We start from the raw sequence: 23,917 nt of genomic DNA, 5'->3' as shown, positions 1-23,917 counted from the left end.
CACGCCTTTTCCCCCTCAGGAGCCCGACGCAGTGAGCAGTACCTACATCGAAACCGGCGGACAGGTTCGGGTCTACGACTCCGGCGTCCAGGCTCACGATTCCCTCCCCCTCGGTACCTACCGCGTGCGATACAGCATCAAGGAGGGCTTCAGCCTCCTGCGCACCGAGAACCTCGGCGTGGGTTCGGAGAAGGTCTACGGCCGCCGCGAGGCCAAGGTCGACAAGATCTTCCGCACCTACGCCCGCTTCGAACGCAACCTCGGCGTGATGCTCTCGGGCAACAAGGGCCAGGGCAAGTCGATGTTCTTGCGCATGCTGGCCGCTCGCGCGATCGAGAGCGACATTCCCGTCGTTCTCGTCAGCGAGGATGCCGAGGGCATCGTCGACTTCCTCGAGACCCTCGACGAGTGCCTCGTCATCTTCGACGAGTTCGAGAAGACGTTCTCGTCCGGCCGCACCCCGCTCGACGGCCCCAACCGTCAGAACCAGTTCCTGACGCTGTTCGACGGGACGTCCTCGGTCAAGCGGATCTACTGCCTGACCGTGAACGACGTGCAGGACGTCAGTCATTACATCGTCAATCGACCGGGTCGATTCCACTACCACATGCGGTTCGACTACCCGAGCCCCGACGACGTGCGCGAGTACCTCCGCGACCAGGCGCCGCACGCCGCCGCATGCGAGATCGAGAACGCCGCGCTGTTCTCGCGCCGCGTCAACCTCACGTACGATCACCTGCGCGCGATCGCCTTCGAGATGAACCACCCCGACGCCACGTTCACCGACATCGTCGAGGATCTCAACATCAAGGCGGTCGAGCCGAGCACCTACCGCGTCGAGGCCACCTACCTCGACGGTTCGGTCCTCGCGGACGAATCGGTCCTCAACCTGCACGAGCGCAGCGACGTGAGCCGCACCGTCGAGCTGCGCGGCACCCACCGGGTGCTCTTCTTCTCGTTCGCTCCCCGGGATGTGGTCTTCGAGGACGACGGCAACATCACCGTCCCCATCCACAAGATCGAGGCGTTGGACGAGGACGAAGAGATCCCGGAGGAGCTCCCGACGCGCATCACCCTCACCCTCGTCGGGCAGGCCAGCTACTCGTTCGAGCGCTGAGTCCCTCAGTCGTCGAGGTCGCGGGGCTGCGTGACCCTCTTGTTGACCTCGCGGGTCGCGGAGAACTTCAACACGCTGTAGTCCTCGACCCGGCCCCGGCTCTCGGGATTGTCGCGAATGTTCAGCACGACATTGTGTCCCTTGTGCGACTGCGCGTAGAACTTGCCGAAACCCGTCAACGTGACGCGGTTGCCGGCATTCACCAGATCGAGAATCTCCCCGAAGATCGCTTCGTACGCCAACTGCGTGACCTTCGGAGACAATCCGGCGCGGTGGGACACGCGCTGGATGAATTCTCGCTTGCTCACCTTGGGCTCATCGGTTCTCATGACGGGCATTGCTCACCATCCCCTGCTCTTGTGCTCGGTTACGAACGTATGCGTCGACAACGTCGCGGGCAGAGGGGGTTGCCTCGCCGGTCGCGACGCGCACGTCATCGGCATCGTCGTTCGGGTAGACGAAACCGGGGTGGGCAGACGGGTGCGGTGAAGCTCCGGCCGCCGGACGGGCGACGCCACCGCGTTTCGGGTCGCGGGGGCGAATCGTCGTTTCTGCTCGTATTCGCGTCGATCCTACTCGCTTCGTCGACGTGCGAGCGTCGTGTTACTCGGCTCGCTCCCTGCTCGTCGATTCACGCGGTCAGACGAGCACGGATCGGATACACCGTGTCGTCGAAGATGACCTGCGCGGCCGCCCCCGTCCGTGCATTGACGAGGATCGGTGCCCGCAGGTTGACGAAGACGCCGTCCTCCCCGGGGTTCGCGACGACGAACATCCGCACCTCGTCGGCCGCCGCGCCGATGTCGACGAGCGCTGCCGCGGCGAGGGGAGGATCGTAGGACAGACCGCCGCTTGCGGGGTCGAGCAGGAAAAGACGCACGTCGTCGGTCGTGGAGCGAAGGGCGTACAGGCCCTCGGCTCCCTCGATCGGTTCCAGGAGGAAGGACGTCCGCGGCGCGAGACCGGGAAGCGACTTCGCGAACTCGACGTCCACGCTCGACAGGGGCAGGGCGGTCGTCATCTCACGAACTCCAAGAGAGTGGTCTGCAGGGTCTTGGCGGTGACCTGCAGGGCGGACTGATACACGAGCTCGGCGGACTTCAGCTTGATGTAGACCTCCAGGGTGTCGACGTTCTCGACCTCGGCGCGACGCGCCTCGATGTCCACGCCGACGCTCGCGTTCGTGGCCTGCGCGCGCTCGATCTGCGCCTGGCGCGCGCCCGCGACTCCCCGTGCGGTGACCAGCTGCTTCAGGTGGGCGTCCACCTCGGTGAGGCGCGAGCCCACGTCCGTTCCCGCCCGCAGGTCCGCGGCGACCTTCTGGAGGGTGGCGAAGACGCTGGCCCCGCCCACCCCGAACGCGTCCGCACCATCGAGGTCGACGCGCACCCTCTCGTTCTCCGAGATGCGGCGATCGACCGCCGCCCCCGGCACGCCGGTGAAGGCGAAGGTCGCGGGATCGAAGGCGCGACCGCTGTCGTCGGTGCCGGCGAACACGGTGCGACCGAGCACGGTGGTGTTGGCGTGAGAGAGGAGCTCGAGGCTCACGCTCTCGAGTTCGGCCGCGATCGAGTCGCGCGCGGCAGGGCTGAGCGCCCCGGAGTTGGCTCCCTGGGCGGTGAGATCGCGCGCGCGGTTGAGCAGGTCGATGCTGGCGCCCAGTGCCGTGTCGGCCGTGGTGACCCACGTCAGCGCGTCGCTGATGTTGCGGGCGTACTGGGACGCGCGCGACTGCTCCCCGTGCACGCCGAGGATGGCGGCGGCGACGGTCGGGTCGTCGCTGGGTGCGCGGATGGCGAGTTGCGAGGTCGCCTGGTCCTGCAGACGCGCACGGTCGGCCAGGCCCGCCTGGAGCGTGCGCAGAGCCTGCTGATTGACGGTGCTGCTGGTGATTCGTCCGATCACGATGACTCCCGGATCAGCGGCCGACCAGGCCGACGCGGTTGATGAGGATGTCGAGGGCCTCGTCGACGGCGGTGAGCACGCGCGCCGCCGCCTGGTAGGCCGTCTGATAAGTGAGGAGGCTGATGGTCTCTTCGTCTCCGTCGACCGAAGCGTGGGACTGCTGACCCGAGACGGCGGCGATCGCGCTGCGGTCGGCCGTGTCGGCGCGCTGGACATCGCCGGCGACGGCGACTCCGAACCCGGTCACGAAGCTCGCCCACCCCTTGCTGGGGCCCGTCGCTGCTGTGGCGAGGGTCGAGATGCGGTCGGCCACGGAGGTGTCGAGAGCCCCCGCGCCGGGCGCGGCCAAGGCCAGCTGGTCGAGCGAGGTGGGCACCACGGACAATCCGAGGGCTGCGGGCCCGTCCGCCGCGAGCGCGAAGAAGTCTCCCCCGGCGGCGCCCGTCGACGTCTGCCCCGACCGGTGGATCTCGTTGACCGCCTGCGCGAGCGCGGTGGCCGTGGCGTTGTAGGCGTCGGCCACACGCGCGAGGGTGCCCCCGTCGGAGGCCGGTGCGAGGACGCCGATCGCCCCTCCCAGGGATCCGCCGGTGACCGCGACGGGCACCCCCGGCCGATCCGACCAGGAGAGAGTGAGCCCCCCGGCATCGGCGAGAGCACGCGGCCCCTCGATCTGCAGGGTGCGACTCGAGTCGCCGCTGACCAGGGCGTTGCCATCGACCCGCAGGGTCAGAGTGCCGTCGTCTTCGACGCGACCCGTCGCCCCGACGGTCGTGGACAACTGCTGGGCGAGGACGTTTCGTTGGTCGATGAGCTCGTTCGCGCCGCGTCCAGACTGCAGGGCCGAACGGATCTGTCCGTTCAGCGTGGCGACCTGGGTCGCGGCGACGTTGACGACCGCGACATCGCGATCCATCTGCGCGCGCAGGTCGGACCACTGCCCGACGGCGGCGTCGTAGCCGGCCGCGATCTGGCCGGCGAGCACGCGGGCGTTGGTGAGGACGACCTGAGCGGCCGCCGGCTCGGGGGTGTTGGCGAGGTCGGACCACCCGGACCAGAAGCGGTTCAGGTTGGCGGCCAGGCCGTCTTTCGTCGGCTCCGCCATCGCGGCTTCGGCTTTCTGCGCCGCCGAGGACCGCGCCGACCAGAATCCGGATGCCGAGAGGGCATCGCGGACGCGCGCGTCGAGCACCTCGTCGCCGAGGCGGGCGATGCCCTGCACGGAGACACCGTCTCCGACGGAGAGTCCCGTCGACCACAGCCCCGCCGTGCCGGGAGCGCTCACCGACGACTGCTCGAGGCGCTGACGGGTGTAGCCCGGGGTGGTCTCGTTGGCGATGTTCTGACCGGTGACGGTCATCCCGGCTCGCGCGGCGGCGAGAGCGGAAGCGGCCACGTTGAGTCCTGCGAAGGTCGACATCGTCTACACCTGCACGTCGAGCAGTCGGGACCCGGCGCCCGCGACGCGCGATCCGCTCGCCGCGTACTCGCCCGTGGGTTCGCCGAGGCCCGCGATGGTCTCTTGCGTGACCCGCAGGGCCGTGCGCAGGTGCTGGTTGACCGAGCCCTTCTTCTCCGCGATCTCCGCGGCGAGACCCGACAGGGCGTCGTGGTGTGATCCGAGCACCTCGCGCCACGCATCGGTGGGGGCGACGTCGACGAGCTCGCGCAACGAGGTCGCCTCGGGGACGCCCCATTCGGCGGCGACATCGACGAAGAGGGCGTCACGCTCGATGGTGCCCGCTGTGAGGGCCTTGGCCACGCGGTCGACCTCGACGGTGGCGTGCTGGATCCAGCGCGTCCTCCCCGTCGACAGGAGCAACTCGAGTTCTTCGAGCTTGAACAGCATGAGCTCGAGCACCTCGCGCTGACGCAGCAGCTGCATGCTCAGGTCGGTAGCGGACACGTGAGTCACCTCGTTCGGGTCGAGTGGCGGGGCGGGTGCGCCCACCACGGGACCGACTATCGCGACGCGGCGACGCGCGAGTAACCCGTCAGTCCGATGCCCCGGCGCGCGCTCCCCCGCGCAGGGCGTCGAGCAGGTTGGTCTCGGCGTCCGCGGATCGCGACGCCGAGATGGCATCCTGATTCTCGTTCGAGACCGCCACGACGATCTCGCTGCGGTGGATGCGGGTGTCGCGGGGAGCGTCGATGCCGATGCGCACGCCGGTCGCCGTCACCCCGAGCACCGTCACCGTCACGTCGTCGCCGATCATGATGCTTTCACCGGGGCGTCGGGTGAGTACGAGCATGTGCGTGTGGCCGCCTTCCGTGGCTGAGGCGCCCGCGGCGCCGTCCCCCGCCAGACTACCTTTTCTTCTCGGTTACGAGCGTTCTCGACTCCCCTACGACGCTGGGAGGGCGATCTGCTCGGGGCGGACGACGCCCACGACGTCGGTGGCGAAACCGCCCGCGGCCGCTTCGTCGTAGGACAGGATCGGCATGCCCGCCACCTGTCCGGCCACGAGCGAACGCACGCCCTGGCGCAGTGACGGGGCGCACACGAGCACCGGTTCGCCGCCCACGGGTTCGACGGCGGCCACCGCGCGGCGGACGCCCTCGATCAGCTGCATCGTCTGGTCGGCGTCGAGCACGATCTGCGCACGACCCTCCACGTGCCGCAGCCCCTCGAGCATCTGCTGCTCGAGGAGCGTGTCGAACATCACCACGCGCAGACGCCCGTCCTGGGCGAAGCGCGCGGAGATCGCGGGCCCGAGAGCGCTGCGCGCGGCCTCGACGAGAGCGGGCACCTCCGTGGTCGACTTCGCGCGCAGGGCGAGCGCTTCGTAGATGCGGCCGAGGTCGTTGATCGAGACCCGCTCGGCGAGGAGGCTGGCCAGGACGCGCTGGATGAGAGCCAGCGGGAGCAGCGCGGGGGTCAGCTCCTCCACGACGCTCGGCTGGGTCTGCTTGAGATGGTCGGTGAGCTGGCGGACGTCTTCCAGGGAGAGCAGGCGGTGCGCATGCGCGTGGACGATGTCGGACAGGTGCGTGATGATGACACTGGCCCTGTCGATGACGGTGGCCCCCGCCATGTCGGCGGCGTGCGACATCTCGGTCGGCACCCATCTTCCGTCGAGGCCGAAGACCGGGTCGACCACGGCGGTGCCCGGCAGGTGCTCCAGCCCCGCCCCGATTGCGAGCACATGCCCGCGGGGAACGACGCCGCGGCCCACCTCGATGCCGGCCACCAGGATCGCGTACGTCTCGGCGGGAAGCCCCACGTTGTCGCGGGTGCGCACCGGCGGCATGAGCGTTCCCAGCTCGAGGGCCACCTTTCGCCGCAGCGACTTCACCCGGGACAGCAGGTCTCCCGCGCCGCCGGCGGCCAGGTCGACGATATCCGGGGAGAGGGAGATCTCCAGGGCGTGAACGCGCATGGTGTCCATGAGGTCGTCGGGGCCCTCGGCGGAGGCGGCCTCCGCCCGTTCGCGTGCCTCGGCGTCGGCCACGTCGGCGGCCGCGCGGTCGGTGTTCGCCTTGACCCGCGAAGCCGCGAACAGCAGTACGGCGCCGATCGCCAGGAACGCGAGGAAGGGCATGCCCGGGATCAGGCCCATCCCGATGGCCGCCATCGCCGTGATCAGAAGGGCGGTGCGCGACTGCAGGAGCTGGCGCCCGGCCGCGCGGCCGAGCTCGGCCTCGGCGTTCTCGCGCGTGACGATCATGCCCGTGGACACCGCCATGAGCAGGGCGGGGATCTGGGTGACCAACCCGTCTCCGATGGTGAGGAGGCTGTAGGTCTCGAGGGCCTTGTCGATGGCCATGCCGTGCATGGTCATCCCGATGATGATGCCGCCCACGAAGTTGATGACGAGGATGACGATGCCGGCGATGGCGTCGCCCTTGACGAACTTGCTGGCGCCGTCCATCGCCCCGTAGAAGTCGGCTTCCGCCGCCACCTCGGCGCGGCGCGCTCGGGCCTGCTCGTCGGTGATGAGTCCGGCGTTGAGGTCGGCGTCGATGGCCATCTGCTTGCCCGGCATCGCATCCAGGGTGAAGCGGGCGCCCACCTCGGCGACGCGCTCGGCGCCCTTGGTGACCACGACGAACTGGATCACGGCGAGGATCAGGAAGATGACGAAGCCGATCACCAGCGAACCGCTGATCGTGATCTGCCCGAAGGCCTGGATGACCTGTCCCGCGTGCGCCTCGCTGAGCACGAGGCGCGTCGAGGCGACGTTCAGGCCGAGCCGGAACAGCGTCGCGACCAGCAGGAGGCTCGGGAAGACCGAGAAATCGAGCGGCTTCTTCACGAACATCGCCGTGAGCAGGATCAGCAGCGCGAAGGCGATGTTGGTCACGATGAGCAGGTCGAGCAGCCCCACCGGGATGGGGACGATGAGCAGCAGGATGATTCCCACCACGCCGACCGGGACGGCGCCCTTCGACAGCAGTTGACCGATCATGCGGTGCCATTCCTTCGTGTCATGGTTCTCGGGCGGCTACAGGCCGCGTCCGGTCAGGGCGGCCGGGGGCATCTCGAACGTCCCCTTGCGCGAGCCCCTCGTCTTCAGGTGTTGGACGAAGGCGAGGACCTGCGCCACGGCGGTGTACAGCTCTTCGGGGATCTCGCGACCGATCTCCACGCTCGCGTGCAGAGCTCGCGCGAGCGGGACGTCGCGCACGAGCGGCACGGCGGCCTCCTGGGCGCGCTCGCGGATCTTCTGGGCGATCACGCCGGCGCCCTTGGCGACGACGCGCGGAGCCGATGTCCCCGGCTCGTAGCGGAGGGCGACGGCGACGTGCGTCGGGTTCACGAGCACCACGTCACTGTCGGCCACCGCGGCGATCATGCGATTGCGACTCACCGCGAGCTGACGCGCTCGACGCTGCGAGCGGATGAGCGGGTCGCCCTCGCTCTTCTTGTGCTCGTCGCGCGCTTCCTGCTTGGTCATGCGGGTGTGCTTGCGGTTGCGCGAGATCACGACGAAGACGTCGATCGCCGCCAGGAGCAGGCCCACGACCACGGCCACCTGCAGCAGCGTCGCCACGGCCTGACCCGCCACCTCGAGCAGCCACGCGATGCGGTGACGACCGCTGCCCATGAGGATCGGCACAAGACCGGCGACCACGCTCCACAGCGCCGCTGCGATGGCCGCGGTCTTCAGCAGTGCCTTGATCCCCTCCCAGAGGGCCGCGACGCCGACGGTCCGCCTGAGCCCCGCGACCACGTCGAACTGCTCGACCCGCGCGGGAATGCCCCGCAGATGGATGCCGCCCTGCGCGATCGCCGTGAGGGTCGTGGCCCCCAGCACCACGATCAGAAGCGGCAGGAGCACCTGACCGACCGAGGCGATCGCGCCGCCCAGCGACTCGACGGCGGCGCCCACCGACGGGTCTTTCGCCGCCGCCCCCACCCGCAGCGTCTGCTCCGTGAGCACCGCCGAGGCCGAGGACAACGTCGCGGGCATCATCACGCCGGCAGCACCGATCCCCACCCACGCCGTGAAGTCCTGGCTGCGCCCGATGCGCCCCTTCGCGATCGCCTTCTTCAGTCGCTCCGGAGTCGCTTTCTCGGTGCGCTCCCCGGCATCCGTCCCGCTCACCGGGTGACCCCGATCACGAGTCGGGCGGCCTCGTCCGCGATCGCGGAGACGATCGAGGGCAGGGCGGCGAAGACGAAGCCCACCAGCAGGAAGGTGAGTGCGATCTTGATGGGAAAGCCCAGCGCGAAGGCGTTGAGGGCGGGGGCCACGCGCGAGACCAGACCGAGCCCGACGTCGGCCAAGAACAGCACGATCAGAAGCGGACCTGCGATCTGCACCGCGCTGAGCAGCATCTGCCCCACCGCGGAGGTCAGCACCTCGGCGGGGCGCGACAGGTCCAGCGCCCCCGCGACCGAGACCGCGTCGAACGAGCGGAACAGGCCGCCCAGCACGAGCTGGTACGCGTCCGACGCGAACAGCAGCAGGATGGCGGTCATCTGGAACAGACGCGTGAACTGGGCGCCGTTGACGTTCATGCCCGGGTCGTAGGCCTGGGCGAGTTGAAAACCGCCGAAGGTGTCGACCAGGAAGCCCGCGCCCTGAACGGCGCTGAAGAGCACCAGCACGAGAAAACCGAGCAACGCCCCGACGAGCACCTGGCCCGCGGCCGCGAACAGGAACCCTGCGGTGTCCAGACGCTGGTACCCCGGAACGACCACGGGCGACACCGCCAGCCCGAGTCCCACCCCGAGCATCGCGCGCACCCGCATGGGGATCGAGCCGTGGCTGAAGGGCGGCGCGATCACCAGGAACGCCGTGATGCGCACGATCGCGAGGGCCGTCGCCTCGAGCCAGCGGAAGTCGACGGGGATGTTCATCCGCCGCCGTTCAGGAGCGACGGGAGGCGCCCGAAGAGCTCGTGCGTGAAGGCGACGCTCTCGGCGATCATCCAGTTGCCGCAGACCATGAGCGCGATCCCGACCGCCAGCAGCTTCGGCACGAACGACATCGTCATCTCCTGCACCTGCGTGATCGACTGCAGGAGCGAGATGGCGAAACCGACCACGAGGGCGGTGATGAGCAGCGGCGCGCTGAGCTTGGCCGCGAGGATCAGGGCGCTCGCGCCGACGTCGATGACCGCTTCGGGGTTCATGCGCCGCCTCGATAGGACTGCACCAGCGAGGTGATCACCAGGCCCCACCCGTCGACGAGCAGGAACAGCAGGATCTTGAAGGGCAACGAGATCATGACCGGCGGCAGCATCATCATGCCCATCGACATCAGCGCGCTCGAGACGACGAGATCGATCACGAGGAACGGGATGAACACGATGAACCCGATCACGAAGGCCGCGCGCAGCTCACTGAGCATGAACGCCGGGATGAGAGTGTACAGCGGGATGACCTCGGGGCTGTCCGGGTTGGCCATCTGCGCGGCGCGATGCATCAGCGCGATGTCCTCTTGGCGCGTGAACTGCAGCATCCACGTGCGAAGAGGGGCTTGAGCTGCGTCGAAGGCCTGCCCGAAGTCGATCTGTCCCGCGGTGAAGGGCGCGACGGCGAGCTGGTTGATCTCGGTCAGCACCGGCCACATGATGAACAGCGTCAGGAAGAGACTGAGCCCCGCGAGCACCTGGTTCGGGGGGATCGACGGCAGCGAGAGCGCGTTACGGGTGAGCGCGAGCACCACGAAGATCTTCGTGAAGCTCGTCATCATCAGCAGCAGAGCCGGCGCGACGCTGAGGACGGTGATGCCCAGCAGTGTCGTGATGCTGTCGGAGGGCGTGGCGTTGATGCCGTTGATGCTGACGCCGCCCGGCTCTCCGGTGGCCGCCTGAGCCACGCCGCCCGCGACGACGTCGCCGACGAACAGCACGGCCACGACAGCGAACAGCACCAGGATGCCGGCACCCCGACGCCCGCGGGAGCGCCGACGTCGGCGGGGCGCGATGCGCGGCGAGGGAACGGGCAAGACGGCACTCCGTGCGTGGGTGACGAGGCCGATCCGTAGCCAGGGGTCGAGCGATCCGTGCTCGCGACCGACTATCGCGACGCCGCCCGCACGCGGTAACCGTTCAGGCCGCGTGGGCCCCGGAGGTCTCGGCGCCGCGCGGGCTGCCGGTATCGGTCAGCGTCACGACGTTCTCGCTCCGCTCGGCGTCGTCGATCGGCGACTCCTGCGTGTCGACGACGTCGATGCCCTTCTCGCTCACGCCGAGCACGTACCGGATGCCGCCAAACTCCGCGACGACGAGCTGGGCGCGACCACCGAGACCGGTACGGGCGACGACCGTGATCTTCTCGCTCCGCGGCCGGGAGGGCGACGCCGTCCGCGTCCGCGGGGAAAAGCCGGAGAGGTTCCGCAGCCGGCCGAGTCTCTGGGGAACGAGCGCCGAGAACGGCCCGTCACCCGCGGCCTGTCCTTTCTGCACGCGCTGGGCCAGGAAGAGCAGAAGCCCCACCACCGCCGCGAGCGAAACGACGGTGCGCGCCGCGAGGAGCAGTTCGTCCACGATCAGTCGGTCCCGGTCTGGTCGATGATGCGCTCGACGCGCACCGCGAAGTCGCCGTCGGCGACGACGACGGTGCCGTGGCCGATGAGGCGACCGTTGAGGGTGATGTCGGCGGGGGATCCCGCGGCGCGGTCCAATTCGACGACGTGACCGGGCTCAAGGCTCAGCAGGTCGCGCACGGGAAGCCGCGTGCGTCCGATCTCGACCACCAGCTCCATCTCGACCCCGGCGATCCGGCTGAGACGGGCCGGGCCCGTCGTTGACGTCGCCACGCGGGCGTCGTCGATGCGGATCGCCGCGCGGGCGACGGTGCTGCCGTCTTCGCGGACGAGGTCGAACACCTGGACACCGGCCTCGGTGAAGACGCTCGCGGCATCCATCTCCTCCCCCTCACCGAGGGTGCCGGCTCCGAGCACGGCCACGGCCGCCTCGAAGGCGGGGTGCAGGCGGTCGGACAGCTGCTGATCGATCGAGCCGTCGTCGAGGGCCGCGGCATCCGCGACCTGGATCGCGATCCTCGCGCCCGGGGTGCCGCTGAAGGCGACGACGACCGCGCTGCCGGTCGCCCCGGGATCGGTGGAGGGCGTGGGCAGCACGGGGAAGCCGAAGGGGAGTTTCGCCGCGATCGCGGCGGCCATGGCGGCGGCGTGGAAGGTGCTCATCGGGTGGTCTCCTCGAGGATGGTGGTGATCGTGCACGCGAGCCGCGACCCCTGGGCACCGGGAACGGCACGTGCGACCGGGGTGTCGCCGACGACGAGTTCGAAGGGCTTGGTCTCGGGGTGCGAGAAGCGCAACAGGTCGCCCGGGGCGAGGTCGAGGACCTCTCCGGCGCCGATGACGCGGGGCGCGACGCGCAGCGACACCTCCAACGGGGTGGCGAGCACCTGGTCGGCCGTCGCGCCCGCACGGTGGGCGGAGGCGGCATCGCGCTCGCTCTCGGCGAGTTGGTCGACGACGACGGCGGTGGGCAGCATGACCGTCGCGGTCGAATGCGACTCCCCCATCCGCATCGCGAGCCGCGCGACGACGACGGCCTCACCGGGCGAGATGACCTGCAGGTACTGCGGGTTGTCGTGCAGGCCCGCGTAGGTGAGCTCGGCCGGGAGCAGCATGCCCAGGCTCGTCGTCAACAGCTCGAAGGTACGGTCCATCAGCTGCCGGATCAGCGCCGACTCGATGGGGGTCAGGGTGCGCGGCTCGATCGGCGCGCTGCTCTTGCCGCCGAGCATCTGCACGACCCACGTCAGCGCCACGCCGAGATCGAACTGCACCACTCCTGGCTCGTCGCGCCCCGCGGTCGCACCGGTGACCATCGCGGTCGTCGCCGGGAGGGTGTCGGCGTACTCCTGGTACGACATCGACTCCACGCCCTCGAGCGTCAGGTGGGTGCGCATGCGGACCTTGCCGGTCAGTTGCGACGCCCACTGTCGCGCGAATGCCTCGAAAGCCGCCTCCAACCGGCGCCGGTGCTCCCGACCCAGCTGGACGGGGCGGCTGAAGTCATAGGCGGGATAGCGGCGCAGGGGGTCGTCGCGGACGGCGGTGGTCGCCATGGCGGTCTCCTTGAGAGTGGTGGTCACGAGGGGTCAGCCCTGCGGAGCGGTCTGGACGAGTCCGGGGATGAGAGCACGTACCTTTTCCTCCTCGGTGGATTGCACGACGATGTCCACGCGGCGGTTCGCCGCCAGGTCTTCCGCGGTGTCGCCCTCGACGAGGGGGCGTTGATCGGAGTAACCGACCGCCTGCACACGGGACCCGGTGATGCCCTCGTGCTCGACGAGGAACCGTGCGACCTTGGTGGCGCGTCCGCTGCTCAGCTCCCAGTTGCTCTCGTAGGGAGCGACCGCCGCGCGATGGTCGGCGTGCCCCTCGATACTGAGGGGGTTGCCCGCGGCGGCCAGCACGTCGCCGACCGCGTCGAGGACGGCATCCGCCTTCGCCGAGAGGTCGGTGCGGTTGTCGGTGAAGAACGTCTCGGCGCCGACCAGGCCCACCTTCAGACCGCGCTCGTCGATGACGAAGTCCACGGTCTCGGCCAGGCCCTGCGCTGCCAGCGCGGAGGTGATCTGCTGCTTCATCTGCTCGAGGTTGTCGCGCTCGCGAGCCGCGCGCACCGCGACGTCCTCGACGCCCTCCTCCGCCAGCAGCTCGGGCGGGATCACGAGCCCCTCGGTGAAGTCGCCGCCGCCCGGCGTCTGGGATTGCCCGAACGCCTCGGCGAGACCGTTCTTGAGCTGTTCGTACTTGGTCTCGTCGACGATCGACACGGCGTACAGCACGATGAACAGGCACATCAGAACCGTCACCATGTCGGAGTAGGACACCGCCCAGCGCTCATCGGGCTCGTCGTGCTCGCCCTCGTCGTGGCCGCGTCCGCGCGCGGGGCGCCTGCTGCTCACTCGGCATCCCCGGTCGCTGCGACCTTGTCCGGCCGGGGCTCTTTCTTCTTCTTCGGTTTGTAGGTGGTCAGCGCCAGCAGACGCTCCTCGACCAGGCGCGGCGCGCTGCCGGCCTGGATGGCGAGGATCCCCTCGCACACGAGCGTCATGCGCTCCTGCTCGACGGCGGCCATGCGATTCAGCCGCCCCGCGATGGGGTTCCAGATGAAATTGGCCGACAACAGGCCCCAGAGGGTGGCGACGAAGGCGGCCGCGATCATGTGGCCGAGCTCGTCGGGCTTGTCGAGGTTCTCGAGCACGTGCGTGAGCGAGACGACCGTCCCGACGATGCCGATCGTGGGTGCGTAGCCGCCGAGGGCGGAGAAGAACCGCGCGGCCACGCGGTTGCGCGCGGCCTCGGCGACGATCTCGTCGTCCATCAGCGTTCGCAGCTCTTCGGCGTCGACGCCGTCGGCCACCGCCTGCACGGCGCGGCGGGTGTAGTCGTCGGGGGCGGAGTCGAGCTCGTCCTCGAGGCGCAGCAGGCCCTCGGTCCGCGCCTTCTCGGCGTAGGAGACGAGGATCGGGATGACGGCGGCCGGGGTGGATCGCGGACCGCGCGCCATCCGACCCAGCGAGCCGAAGGCTGCGATCGCGTCGCGCAGCGTGTGGCTGGCGATGCCGACGCCGATGGTCGAGCCGAGCACGAGGATCATCGGGGCGGGCAGCAGGAGCGCGCTCAGGTGGGCGCCCTCCATCGTGATCATGGCGTACAGGGCCCCGAAGGCCACGACGACGCCGACGACGAAGGCGATGTCCATGTCAGCGCTCCGACGGGGCCGAGAGAGCGGATGCCGCGGCGAGCACGCGCGCGCGGTAAGCGATGATGCGCTCGATGAGCTCGTCGAGGCTCTCTTCGACGTTGTAGACGCGGCCGTCGACCATGTGCAGCGTGGTGTCGGGAGACTCGTGCACCCGTTCGATCAGATCGGGGTTCACCGCGAATCGCGTGTGGTCGAGACGGGTGAGCGTGATCATCGGGAGATCTCCGGTCGATGGGTGAGGGGACGCCCCCGACTATCGCGACGCGGCCCACCGCGGGTAACTCGGGTGGGCCGCGCCATCGAGGGGCGCCGGGTCAGCGCTTGAGGTTAGTGAGCTCCTGCAGCACCTCGTCGCTCGTGGTGATGATGCGCGCGCTCGCCTGGAAGCCGCGCTGCGCGACGATGAGGTTGGTGAACTCCTGCGAGAGGTCGACGTTGCTCATCTCGAGCGAACCCGAGACGAGCTTGCCGAAACCGGCTTGACCGGCCTCGCCGACCTGCGCACCGCCGCTGTTGACGGAGGCGCGATAGGCCGTCCCGCCGACCTTCTCGAGGCCTTCGGCGTTGGCGAAGGTGACCATCGCGACCTTCGCCAGGGTCTCGGTACGGCCGTTCGAGAACGTGCCCACGATCGAGCCGTCTCCGGTGATCGAGTAGGACTGCAGGGTGCCGGCCGCGGCCCCGTCCTGCGAGGTGATCGCGACCGTGCTCAGGTCGGCGAAGCCGGTGACCGCGGTGAGGTCGACCGCGACGCCGCCGGCATCGAGGGTGAGTCCCGCGCTCTGGCGGCCGTCGGTGAACGCGAGGGCGCCGGTCGCGCCGCTGACGGGTTCGGTGACGTCCCACCCCGTCGCGGTCCGGGTGAAGGTCAGGCTGAGGGCGGTGGTCGTGCCCTGGGCGTCGTGCACGTCGATGTCGCGGACGAGCTGGTCACCGACGGCGGCGGACGAAGGCAGGTTGCCGGTCACGGTCGCCGCCGTGGTCGCGCGCGCCGGCGAGACCACCCCCTGGGGCAGGGAGATGTTCCCGACCGCCTGGCCGGTGCCCAGGACACCGTTCTGGGCGATCCATCCCTGCACGAACGCTCCGTCGGCGGTGACCATGTTTCCGGCTCCGTCGAAGCCGAAGCCTCCCGCGCGCGTGTAGAGGGTCTCCCCGCCCGAACGCACCGCGAAGAAGCCGTCACCCTGGATCATCAGGTCACCGCCGCGGCCGGTGGTCTGCGCGGCGCCCTGGCTGAAGTTCGTGCGGATGCCCGCGACCTGGACGCCGAGTCCGACCTGAGCGGGGTTGCGACCGCCGGCGCCGGCGCCGGGGATCGCGGCACCGCCGACCGCCTGCGACAGCGTGTCCTGGAAGAGCACCGAGGAGCCCTTGAATCCTGCGGTGTTGACGTTGGCGATGTTGTTGCCGGTGGTGTCGAGCATGGTCTGGTGCGCACGGAGTCCGGAGATGCCGGACGAGAGGGAACGGAGCATGGAGGTCTCTTTCGTGTGGGTGGTCAGGCGGACGCGCGGGAAGCGGCGGTGGCGAGGGAGGTGATCTCATCGAGCGGGACCGTCGCGTCGCCGATGGTGACCTGCGGGATGGCACCGTCGAAGCTCACCTTGGTCACGGTCCCCGTGACGGCGAGACCCTTCGCGTCGAGGTAGCCGGCCTGCTGCCCGATGAGCGTCGAGGCGGCCTGGCGCATGTCCAGGGCGAACGCCTCGGTGGAGGTGCGGCTCATCGCCGTCAGCTGCTCCATCATGGCCAGCTGCGTGGTCTGCGAGATCATCTGGTTGGTGTCCATCGGGGTGGACGGATCCTGGTTCGTCAGCTGCGTGACGAGCAGTCTCATGAACACCTCGCTGTCGAGCCCCTTCTTCGCCGCGACGGCGGTCGTCGTCGCGGTGGTCGTGTTCGCGGGGATCGGGTCGGGCGAGCCGGTGACGGCGGTGACGGGCATGGCAGTCCTCTCAGACGAGAATGTCGAGCCCGCGACCGGTGACGGCGGGCGAGAGCGCGGGCAGGAGACGGGCGGGGGGACGGGCGGATGCCGACGGGGCGGTGTCGTCGGAACGTTGAACGCGACCGGGGTCGGACGAGTCGGCCCCGTTCTCCCCGGGAGCGCCGCGCTCGCCCGTTCCGGCGTCGGCGGTGAGGGACGACCCGAGGCTGAGGTGGGCGTGCGGCATGACCGCGGCCAGATCGCGGCGGAGGTCGGCGACGATGACGCGCAACGCCTCACGGCCCGCCTCGGTGGCTCCCGCCAGGTCGATGCGCACCTCGCCCCCGGCGCCGAGGTGGGCGCGCACGGTCACCGGTCCCATCTCTTCGGGGGTGACGGTCAGCGTGATCTGGTGGGCGCCCGCCGGGCGCTGGGCGATGTGCATGATCGCGGGTGCGACGTGAGCGGCGATCGAGCGCGGGGTCGCGGTCGGCGCAGCGGTCTGCTCCGGGGCGGGTGCGAGAGGGACGGATGCCGACAGGGGCGCGGTTGCCGCGACGCCGGTCGACCCGGCGGTCGCCGCCACCGACGGTGCCGCCTCGTGTCGGGTCGGTGCGTCCTCCGGCGCGGCGGCGAGGGCGAGCCCGGTGACGACGACGCCGCCGGGGTGCGCCGGCTCGGGCGTGCCCGCCGGCCCCGCGGCGGCGGCCGGGGGAAGGGCACGGACAGGCGCGCCGGTGGATGCCGGCACGGCCCGCGGAACCTCGGGCCCGGGAGGTTCCTCGGAAACGGTCGCGGTCGCCGGCGGTACCGCCGCCGCGGCCTCGCGGGGGAAAGCGACGGCGGCACCGGGCCGCGCCGATGTCGGCAGGGCGGCGTCCGCGCGGGTACCGGCGGTGACCGCTGCGGGCGTCGTCGGATCGGACGGGATCTCGGTACCGCTTCCCGCGGCGAGCACGACGGGCGCCGTGTCGAGGCGAGCGTCGCCCGCGGGTCTCGCGGCGTCGGTGGCGATCCCGGCGAGGGGCACTCCCCCGAGGGGTCCGGCCTCCGGCGCTCCGACGGCCGGAGCAGGCGTCCGCGCGAACGACTCCCCCGCTGCGGCTGCCGCGATCGACTCGGTCGCGGCGGTGGGCGACGCGGCGCTCCCGGCCATCGGAACGGCGTCCGCCCGGACCGCCGCGGACGCGGGTATCGCGATACCCGTGAGGGCTTCGGGCCCGACGACCGCGGCATCCGACCCCGAAGACGGCCCCGGTTCGGCGGGACGATCATCGCGGCCGTCCGCGGGGGCGTCGAGGGTGTCTCGCGCGGCGGGCGCCGGCCCGGCCGCGAGAACCGGAGCGGCCTCATCATCCCGGCTCACCGCGGCGTGGGCCAGCGCGTCCGCGAAGCTCGTGCGCGTGGCCGCGGGCCCCGACCCCTCGCCCGTCGAGCGCGCACCCCGGGGCGAAGCGGGCATCGACCCCGCGGTTGGCAGCAGCATGCTCACGCGGCGCTCCCCGCGTCGCGCGCCGCACGCACCACGGCGATCTCGTCGAGCGCGCTCTGTTCGGCGCGCCGTTCCTCCGCGAGCTCGCTCGCGCGATGGGCGCTCTCGAGCCGCTCGAGTCCCTTGAGCTCGCGGCGAGCCTCGACGTGGGCGGCAGACGCGGCCTCCGCGGCATCCTGTCGGAGCTCCGCGAGAGCACGCAGGTCGGCCAGCGCCGCCTGCCCCGAGGATCGGGCCGCGGCCATCGCCAGCAGCGTCGCGGGGTCGTCGATCTCGGTGGCGATGTCGCTCAGGCTCGACACCGCGTGCTCGACCGCCGTCTCGGCGGCGACGGCCTCGGCGCGAGCGTGCGACAGCGACTCGGCCGCGGCGCGCTCCTGCACGCCGCGCACGCGCAGCAGCCCGGAGAGGGGGAACGTCATGAGAGTCCTCCGAAGGTGGTCGTCAGGGCGGCCAACCGCCGCCAGGAGTCGTCGGTCGGGGTCAGATCGTCCATGCGCTGGGTGAGGAACCCGTCGATGGCGCCTTGATGGGCGAGCGCGGCATCCACGAGCGGGTTCGCCCCCGCCTTGTACGCGCCGATGTCGATGAGGTCGTTCGCCTGCCGACGGGCGGCGAGCACGCGGCGCAGGGTCACCGCCGCCTCGCGTTGGTCGGGCGAGGTCACCTTCGACACCACGCGCGAGACCGACCCGAGCACGTCGATCGCCGGAAAGTGGCCGCGCACGGCGAGACCGCGGTCCAGCACCACGTGCCCGTCGAGGATCCCGCGCGCGGCGTCGGCGACCGGCTCGTTGTGATCGTCGCCGTCGACGAGCACGGTGTACAGCCCCGTGATCGACCCGGTGGGCCCGGTGCCCGCGCGCTCGAGCAGGCCCGCCAACACCGAGAAGGTGGAGGGCGGGTAGCCGCGGGTCGCGGGCGGTTCCCCCGCAGACAGTCCGATCTCGCGCTGGGCCATCGCCACGCGCGTGAGCGAGTCCATCATCAGCACCACGTCGAGGCCGTCGTCGCGGAACTGCTCGGCGATGCGCGTCGCGACGAAGGCCGACCGCAGGCGCGCCATCGCCGGTTGATCCGAGGTGGCGACCACGACCACCGCGCGCGCGAGGCCCTCGGGACCGAGGTCGTCCTCGAGGAACTCCCGCACCTCGCGACCGCGCTCGCCCACCAGCGCGATCACGGTGACGTCGGCGGTCGAGCCGCGCGCGATCATCGACATCAGCGACGACTTTCCGACCCCCGAGCCCGCGAACAGTCCGAGTCGCTGGCCCACGCCGACGGGGGTCATCGTGTCGAGCGCGCGCACACCCAGCCCCAGTTGGCGGTCGATCCGCTGGCGTCCGATGACGCTGGGCGCGGTGTTGCCCAGGGCGACGACGGGGGCGCCGGTGAGCGGGCCGAGACCATCGATCGGGCGACCGAGACCGTCGAGGACGCGCCCCAGCAGGCCGCGACCGGTCGGCACCGTCAGCGCCGCACCGGAGTGGTGCACCGCCGCACCGACGCGCACACCGGTCATCGGGCCCATCGGCATGCAGCGCACGGCCTCGCCGTCGACCGCGACGACCTCGGCCTCGATCTCGACGGCGCCGGCCGCTTCGATGCGCACGCGGTCGCCGACGGCGGCGGGGATGCCGAGCGCCTCGACGCCGAGACCCACCACGGCCTTCACGACCCCCGAGCGGCGCGGACCGGTCGCCCGCAGTGCGCGCTCCCAGCGACGGGTGGCGACGCTCACGAGCCTGCCTCGCCGTCGTCGTCCAGAGCGAGTTCTGCGCGCGCCCGCTCGAAGGCCGCACCGATCCGCGTGTCCACGCTGCCGTGCGCGATCCGGACGATCGCGCCGCCGGGATCCACGTCGGCGTCCGCCACGACCTCCACGCCCTCGGCGAGTTCCGCGGCGGTCGCGTCCCGGAGTGTGCGCAGGTCGCGTTCGTTCAGGTGCACCCGCACCCATGCCGCGCGGGGCGTCTGGGCCGCGGCCCGCCGCATCGCGTGCGCGGCCGAGCGGGCGGCATCCGACATCTCCGTTCGGAGGATCTCCGCGGCCATCTCGACGGCGAGCTCCTCGAGGCGTCGCACATCGGATGCCACGAGAGCGCCGACCTCGGCATCGAGCCGGGCCTTCGCCTCGCCGAGAGCCGAGAGGGCTGCCCGGTGGGCCGCGTCGGCCGCGGCGTCGCGCGCGGCGATCCGCCGCTCGACCGCGATCCGCTCGCGCTCGAGTTCGGCCCGGGCATCGCGGCGGCCCGCGGCGAACCCGTCGGCGTATCCCCGCGCCCGTGCTCTGTCGACGACCTCCCGCGCGTCCGGTCGCGCATCTCCCACGCGCGGCACCACCAGCGGCGTGAAGACGGAATCGGACACGGTGGTCACCCTGCGGTTGTGGCGAAGCCGATCCGTGGCCAAGTCGACGAGCGATCCGTGCTCTTCCCGGACTATCGCGACGGGTGCGCCCCGCCGTAACCGGCCGCCTCCGAGAGGGCGGTCGGCACCGTGGTCACTCGATCAGTTCGTCGTCGTCCTCGCGCGCGAGCGTGATCTCCTCGGCGGCTTCGAGCTCGCGGATGACGCGCACCACCTCGGCGCGCGCGTCGTCCACCTGCCGCATGCGCACGGGGCCGAGAGCGCGCGTCTCCTCGTCGAGGTTCTCGCGGTTGCGCTCGGTCATGTTGCGGCGGATCACCTCGCCGATCTGATCGTCGGCGCCCTTCAGCGCGAGAGCGAGGATGCGCAGGTCGATCCCCCGCAGCACGCGCTGGGCGTCGCGGTCCTCGAGACGCGAGATGTCGGCGAAGGTCAGCATGCGGCTGCGAACCTCTTCGGCGAGAACCTGATCGCGGTCTTCGAGGCCGGCCAGCAGCGCCTTCTCGAGCGCGGTGTCGGACCGATTGATGATGTCGACCAACGGCTGCACGCCGCCGATCGCCTCGTGCGCCTCGCGGATGCCGAAGACCCCCGTCCGCGCACGCAACGACTCCGCGACCACGGTGATCGCCTCCTGCGAGGCGACCCCGAGCTCGGCGATCGCCTGCGCGACGTCGGTGCGCAGCGGGTCCTGCAGCGCGGCGAGGACCGCGGCGGCGCGGTCCGCGCGGAGGTTCGCGAGCACGACGGCGACGGTGGTCGGCATCTCGCCGTCGAGGATCGTGGCCAGCTGGGTGGGATCCGCGGCGTTGAGGAAGTCGAACGAGACCACGCCCTGCGACATCACGCGCCCGACCATGCCCACGGCCTTCTCGCGCCCGAACGCCGTCTCGAGCAGCCCGGTCGCGAACTGCTCTCCCCCGCGGCTCATGAGCGATCGACCCGAGGCGATGCGGCGGAAGTCGGCGAGAGCCGCGGCGGTGGCCGCGGTGTCGATGCTGCCGAGTTGCGCGAGCTCGCCCGCCAGGAGCTCGGCCCGGTCCTCGCCCAGATGACGCAGCACCTCGGCGCTGGTCTCGCGGTCCATGTTGAGCATGACGATCGCGGCCTTGCGCAGACCCGACGTCACAGCCGCCGGCACGGCGAGCACCTCGGTCACGGCGGTGGCGGGGGCTTCCTCGGCGTCCGTCGCCCGGGTGTTCAGCAGGCTCATACCGTCGCCTCATCCATCATGTGCGCGAGCGCCTTCGCCGCGTTCTGCGGATCGCTCTTGGCGAGCTGGTCCACCTCGCGCCGTCGCTGCTCGACGAGCACCTGCGGCGACTCCGGCTCCTCTTCGATGTCGAGCAGGGTGGGGATGATCTTGGTCGGCGGCACCGCGGGCAGCGCGATGGGCTCGGCCAGGCCCTTGAGGGTCTTGAGCTTCTGCTCCTCGGTCTCGGTCATCGTCGCGAAGTACTCGATGGGTCCGTCGTCGGTGTAGAGCGTGCGGCGTTTCAGGCGGCGCCGGACCAGCAGGGCGATCACGAGGATGAGGGCGGCGAGCACGATCGAGCCGCCGATGATCGCCGCACGCATGAGCTCCGACTGCACCAGCGCGGCCTTCTCGGCCTCCGCGGCCTCGAGCGCAGCAGTGGCGGCGGCGGCGGCGCTCTGGCTGAAGTCGACGAACTCCACCGTGACGGTATCGCCGCGTGCCGCGTCGATTCCCGCCGCGTTGGTCACCAGCGCCTGCACCTGTTCGGCCGTGACACCCTGCACCGACCCGCGATCGAGGGCGATGCTGACGGTCTGCCGGGTGACCTCTCCGGCCGGCGTCGTCGTCTTCTCGGTGGACTTGTTGACGGCGTTGTTGCGCGTGGACTCCTCCGACTCGAACGACCCCGCTCCTGCGGTGTTCGGCACGGCGATGTTGTCGGGTCCGAGCACACCCGTCCCCCCCGCTTGACCGCCGCTCGAGGTCTGGGTGCGGGTCTGCTCGTTCATCATCACGCCGCCCTCGGGAGCGGTGTAGGTCTCGTCCATGCGCTCGGAGGTCGAGTTGGCCACGTCGGCGCTGACGCTGACGGTGGAGTTGCCCGGCCCCACGATGGTCTCGAGCATCTTCGTCACCGCCCCGGCGACCTTCGCCTCGTGTTCCGAGGCTTGCGTGCTCGCGGAACCGGTGAGCCCCTGCCCCACGGCCGCGAGCACCCGACCCGACTGATCGGTCACCGCGACGTCCTCGGGGGTCATCCCGGGGATCGAAGCGCTGGTCAGATGCACGATCGCGGCGATCTGGTCGTCGCTGAGGTTGGCCCCGCCCTGGGTCTTGACGAAGACGGATGCCGTGGGGTGCTGCGTGTCGGCCACGAACACGCTCTGCTCGGGAATGGCCAGTTGCACGGAGGCCGCGGTGACGCCCGACATCGCCCCGATGGTCGCCGCGAGCTCGCCCTCGATGGCGCGCTTGTACGTCACCGACTGCTGGAACTCGCTGGCGGTCACGCCCATCTTGTCGAGGAGCGTGTACCCGCCGGTGTCGTTGGTGGGCAGCCCCGCCGCCGCGGCGGCCAGACGCTGCGGGTAGACCTGCGCGTCGGGCACCAGGACCGTCGCGCCTCCCTCGGTGAGCTCGTAGCTCACCCCCGCCGATTTGAGCTGCTCCACGACCGCCGACGCGTCGCTGGGGCTCAGGCCGGTGAACAACGGACTCATCTGCGGTTTCGCGAGCCAGCTTCCGAGCGCGATCACGCCCATCACGACGAGGGCGGCGCCGATCACGGCGATGGTGCGTTGAGCGACGCTGAAACCGGCGACGATCCGCTTGAGCCTCTCGATCGAGGACGCGAGCACGCGGGGCACGTCAGGCCTGCATCCGCATGACGTCGTTGAACGCGGCGACCCCGCGATCGCGCACGGCGACCATCAGGTCGAGCGTGACCCCGGCGCGCGTCGAGGCGAGCGTGGCCTTGTGGATGTCGTCGAGGTCTCCGGTGACGGCCTGCACGGCCAAGCCGTTCGAGGTCGACTGCAGCTGCTGCAGATTCTCGACGGCGGCGGCGAGCGATGTCGCGAACGACTGTCCGCCCGAGGCGCCGCCGATCGCCTGCGGTGCCGAGGCGGTCTGATCGAAGCTCAGCGGGCTGAGGGGCGTCACGCCCACGGCTGCGATCGGGTCGAGGGGAATGCTCATCAGCTTCGTCCGATCTGCAGGGCCGCTTCGTAGCTCGTCTTGGCGCGGTCGATGACGGCGGCGTTGGCCTGATACCCGCGCTGGGCGAGGATCAGCATGCTCATCTGGTCACCGAGGTCGACGTTGGGGTACTGCACGTAGCCGTTCTCGTCGGCGTAGGGATGCTCGGGCTCGTAGACGAGACGCCCCTCCGCGGTCGACTCGCGCACGCCCGTGACGTACACGCCGGGGGTCACGGTGCCCTCGGCCGCCGTGACGTATTTCTCGCGGAACATGTCCTGCCCCGCGGGGGTGGCGGTGTTGACGTTGGCGATGTTGTCGCTGATGGCATCCAGCCATTTGCGGTGGGCCGTCAAGCCCGTCCCCGCCACGCCGATCGCGTCGAAGCTCATGCGGAGGCCTGACCGATCGCCTTGGTGATGGACGATGCCTGGCCGCTGAGGGCCTGGGCGGCGAACTGGTAGCGCAGCACCGTGTCGATGTTCGACATCGTCTCGGTGTCGAGGTTGACGTTGTTGCCGTTGAGCCGAGTGGGCTCGAGCGAGCGCTGCACCACCGCCTCGACGCTCCCGGACCCCCGTCCGACGGCGCTCGCGAGCTCCTCTTCGAACGACACGCGTTTGGCGTGGTAGCCGGGCGTGTTGACGTTGGAGATGTTCTCGGCGATCGCGCGCTGGCGCAGCGACAACGCATCGAGAGCGCTGGACAGGGCTGTTGAGGTGACGGATTCGAGCACGCGGCACTCCGGTCGAGGGGCGAGCCGATCCGTGGCCAGTCGTTGAG

29 protein-coding genes are annotated in these 23,917 nt (G+C 70.6%); 1 reads left to right on the top strand and 28 read right to left on the bottom strand.

Annotation, left to right across the window (positions count from 1 at the left end; all coding sequences use genetic code 11):
• Positions 1–31 precede the first annotated feature (31 nt).
• Positions 32–1,117, top strand: coding sequence for an AAA family ATPase (locus AB6V29_RS10645; RefSeq protein WP_267786473.1), 1,086 nt, complete (start codon positions 32–34; stop codon positions 1,115–1,117).
• A 5-nt stretch (positions 1,118–1,122) separates the two neighbouring features.
• Here AB6V29_RS10645 and AB6V29_RS10640 read toward each other — a convergent pair whose 3' ends face one another.
• The 28 genes from AB6V29_RS10640 to flgB form a co-directional block, all read right to left on the bottom strand.
• Entirely contained in the window at positions 1,123–1,425 is a 303-nt protein-coding gene (locus AB6V29_RS10640; protein ID WP_210072024.1) for an HU family DNA-binding protein, read from the bottom strand.
• 323 nt (positions 1,426–1,748) lie between these two features.
• A complete protein-coding gene (fliW, locus tag AB6V29_RS10635) occupies positions 1,749–2,138 on the bottom strand; it encodes a flagellar assembly protein FliW (RefSeq protein WP_267786469.1) in 390 nt (129 codons plus the stop codon).
• Positions 2,135–3,022 carry a flagellar hook-associated protein 3 gene (locus AB6V29_RS10630; protein WP_267786468.1) on the bottom strand — a complete coding sequence of 296 codons (888 nt, stop codon included), beginning with the start codon at positions 3,020–3,022 and terminating at the stop codon, positions 2,135–2,137. The genes fliW and AB6V29_RS10630 overlap by 4 nt, the downstream gene beginning before the upstream one ends.
• Positions 3,023–3,035: 13 nt before the next feature.
• Positions 3,036–4,442, bottom strand: a complete 1,407-nt coding sequence (gene flgK, locus AB6V29_RS10625) for a flagellar hook-associated protein FlgK (protein WP_267786467.1) — start codon at positions 4,440–4,442, stop codon at positions 3,036–3,038.
• Positions 4,443–4,445: 3 nt separating this feature from the next.
• The gene (flgN, locus tag AB6V29_RS10620) at positions 4,446–4,928 is read right to left on the bottom strand and encodes a flagellar export chaperone FlgN (RefSeq protein WP_267786465.1); all 483 of its coding nucleotides are present in this window, start codon (positions 4,926–4,928) and stop codon (positions 4,446–4,448) included.
• Between the two features lie 88 nt (positions 4,929–5,016).
• Positions 5,017–5,274: a carbon storage regulator CsrA gene (gene csrA / locus AB6V29_RS10615; protein ID WP_210072028.1), complete on the bottom strand. Its 258-nt coding sequence runs from the start codon at positions 5,272–5,274 to the stop codon at positions 5,017–5,019.
• Positions 5,275–5,367: 93 nt separating this feature from the next.
• On the bottom strand, positions 5,368–7,431 hold the full coding sequence (locus AB6V29_RS10610) for a flagellar biosynthesis protein FlhA (RefSeq protein ID WP_307315681.1): 2,064 nt from the start codon (positions 7,429–7,431) through the stop codon (positions 5,368–5,370).
• 36 nt (positions 7,432–7,467) lie between these two features.
• On the bottom strand, positions 7,468–8,571 hold the full coding sequence (locus tag AB6V29_RS10605; RefSeq protein WP_369358536.1) for a flagellar biosynthesis protein FlhB: 1,104 nt from the start codon (positions 8,569–8,571) through the stop codon (positions 7,468–7,470).
• Positions 8,568–9,329, bottom strand: a complete 762-nt coding sequence (locus tag AB6V29_RS10600; RefSeq protein WP_210072031.1) for a flagellar biosynthetic protein FliR — start codon at positions 9,327–9,329, stop codon at positions 8,568–8,570. The genes AB6V29_RS10605 and AB6V29_RS10600 overlap by 4 nt, the downstream gene beginning before the upstream one ends.
• Positions 9,326–9,604: a flagellar biosynthesis protein FliQ gene (gene fliQ, locus AB6V29_RS10595; RefSeq protein ID WP_267786462.1), complete on the bottom strand. Its 279-nt coding sequence runs from the start codon at positions 9,602–9,604 to the stop codon at positions 9,326–9,328. Before fliQ ends, AB6V29_RS10600 begins: the two co-directional genes overlap by 4 nt.
• Positions 9,601–10,401: a flagellar type III secretion system pore protein FliP gene (gene fliP, locus AB6V29_RS10590; protein WP_369358587.1), complete on the bottom strand. Its 801-nt coding sequence runs from the start codon at positions 10,399–10,401 to the stop codon at positions 9,601–9,603. Before fliP ends, fliQ begins: the two co-directional genes overlap by 4 nt.
• A 124-nt stretch (positions 10,402–10,525) precedes the next feature.
• Positions 10,526–10,963: a flagellar biosynthetic protein FliO gene (locus AB6V29_RS10585; protein WP_369358534.1), complete on the bottom strand. Its 438-nt coding sequence runs from the start codon at positions 10,961–10,963 to the stop codon at positions 10,526–10,528.
• A 2-nt stretch (positions 10,964–10,965) separates the two neighbouring features.
• Positions 10,966–11,625, bottom strand: a complete 660-nt coding sequence (locus AB6V29_RS10580) for a FliM/FliN family flagellar motor switch protein (RefSeq protein ID WP_307459307.1) — start codon at positions 11,623–11,625, stop codon at positions 10,966–10,968.
• Positions 11,622–12,518, bottom strand: coding sequence for a flagellar motor switch protein FliM (locus AB6V29_RS10575; protein WP_369358531.1), 897 nt, complete (start codon positions 12,516–12,518; stop codon positions 11,622–11,624). Before AB6V29_RS10575 ends, AB6V29_RS10580 begins: the two co-directional genes overlap by 4 nt.
• Before the next feature lie 33 nt (positions 12,519–12,551).
• Positions 12,552–13,364 carry a flagellar motor protein MotB gene (locus AB6V29_RS10570; protein ID WP_210072036.1) on the bottom strand — a complete coding sequence of 271 codons (813 nt, stop codon included), beginning with the start codon at positions 13,362–13,364 and terminating at the stop codon, positions 12,552–12,554.
• Positions 13,361–14,164 carry a motility protein A gene (locus AB6V29_RS10565; protein ID WP_307315666.1) on the bottom strand — a complete coding sequence of 268 codons (804 nt, stop codon included), beginning with the start codon at positions 14,162–14,164 and terminating at the stop codon, positions 13,361–13,363. Before AB6V29_RS10565 ends, AB6V29_RS10570 begins: the two co-directional genes overlap by 4 nt.
• A gap of 1 nt (position 14,165) precedes the next feature.
• Positions 14,166–14,381, bottom strand: a complete 216-nt coding sequence (locus tag AB6V29_RS10560) for a flagellar FlbD family protein (RefSeq protein WP_267786454.1) — start codon at positions 14,379–14,381, stop codon at positions 14,166–14,168.
• Positions 14,382–14,481: 100 nt separating this feature from the next.
• Positions 14,482–15,645: a flagellar hook protein FlgE gene (locus AB6V29_RS10555; RefSeq protein WP_210072039.1), complete on the bottom strand. Its 1,164-nt coding sequence runs from the start codon at positions 15,643–15,645 to the stop codon at positions 14,482–14,484.
• 23 nt (positions 15,646–15,668) lie between these two features.
• On the bottom strand, positions 15,669–16,115 hold the full coding sequence (locus AB6V29_RS10550; RefSeq protein WP_267786453.1) for a flagellar hook capping FlgD N-terminal domain-containing protein: 447 nt from the start codon (positions 16,113–16,115) through the stop codon (positions 15,669–15,671).
• Between the two features lie 10 nt (positions 16,116–16,125).
• Positions 16,126–17,589: a hypothetical protein gene (locus AB6V29_RS10545; protein ID WP_369358527.1), complete on the bottom strand. Its 1,464-nt coding sequence runs from the start codon at positions 17,587–17,589 to the stop codon at positions 16,126–16,128.
• Positions 17,586–18,011, bottom strand: a complete 426-nt coding sequence (locus AB6V29_RS10540; protein WP_369358524.1) for a flagellar FliJ family protein — start codon at positions 18,009–18,011, stop codon at positions 17,586–17,588. The genes AB6V29_RS10545 and AB6V29_RS10540 overlap by 4 nt, the downstream gene beginning before the upstream one ends.
• A complete protein-coding gene (locus tag AB6V29_RS10535) occupies positions 18,008–19,330 on the bottom strand; it encodes a FliI/YscN family ATPase (protein WP_369358522.1) in 1,323 nt (440 codons plus the stop codon). Before AB6V29_RS10535 ends, AB6V29_RS10540 begins: the two co-directional genes overlap by 4 nt.
• The gene (locus AB6V29_RS10530; protein WP_369358520.1) at positions 19,327–19,959 is read right to left on the bottom strand and encodes a FliH/SctL family protein; all 633 of its coding nucleotides are present in this window, start codon (positions 19,957–19,959) and stop codon (positions 19,327–19,329) included. Before AB6V29_RS10530 ends, AB6V29_RS10535 begins: the two co-directional genes overlap by 4 nt.
• A gap of 133 nt (positions 19,960–20,092) precedes the next feature.
• Positions 20,093–21,172, bottom strand: a complete 1,080-nt coding sequence (gene fliG, locus AB6V29_RS10525; RefSeq protein WP_369358517.1) for a flagellar motor switch protein FliG — start codon at positions 21,170–21,172, stop codon at positions 20,093–20,095.
• Positions 21,169–22,803, bottom strand: a complete 1,635-nt coding sequence (gene fliF, locus AB6V29_RS10520; protein ID WP_369358516.1) for a flagellar basal-body MS-ring/collar protein FliF — start codon at positions 22,801–22,803, stop codon at positions 21,169–21,171. Before fliF ends, fliG begins: the two co-directional genes overlap by 4 nt.
• Before the next feature lies 1 nt (position 22,804).
• Positions 22,805–23,134, bottom strand: coding sequence for a flagellar hook-basal body complex protein FliE (gene fliE, locus AB6V29_RS10515; protein WP_369358513.1), 330 nt, complete (start codon positions 23,132–23,134; stop codon positions 22,805–22,807).
• Positions 23,134–23,526 carry a flagellar basal body rod protein FlgC gene (gene flgC, locus AB6V29_RS10510; protein WP_267786445.1) on the bottom strand — a complete coding sequence of 131 codons (393 nt, stop codon included), beginning with the start codon at positions 23,524–23,526 and terminating at the stop codon, positions 23,134–23,136. Before flgC ends, fliE begins: the two co-directional genes overlap by 1 nt.
• On the bottom strand, positions 23,523–23,870 hold the full coding sequence (gene flgB, locus AB6V29_RS10505) for a flagellar basal body rod protein FlgB (protein ID WP_210072049.1): 348 nt from the start codon (positions 23,868–23,870) through the stop codon (positions 23,523–23,525). The genes flgC and flgB overlap by 4 nt, the downstream gene beginning before the upstream one ends.
• Positions 23,871–23,917 lie beyond the last annotated feature (47 nt).

It is taken from the genome of Microbacterium sp. 20-116, assembly GCF_041079415.1.
In the GTDB taxonomy this organism is placed as follows: domain Bacteria; phylum Actinomycetota; class Actinomycetes; order Actinomycetales; family Microbacteriaceae; genus Microbacterium.
Note: the sequence above shows the minus strand (reverse complement) of the source record. Positions and strands in the feature narration are given on the sequence as shown.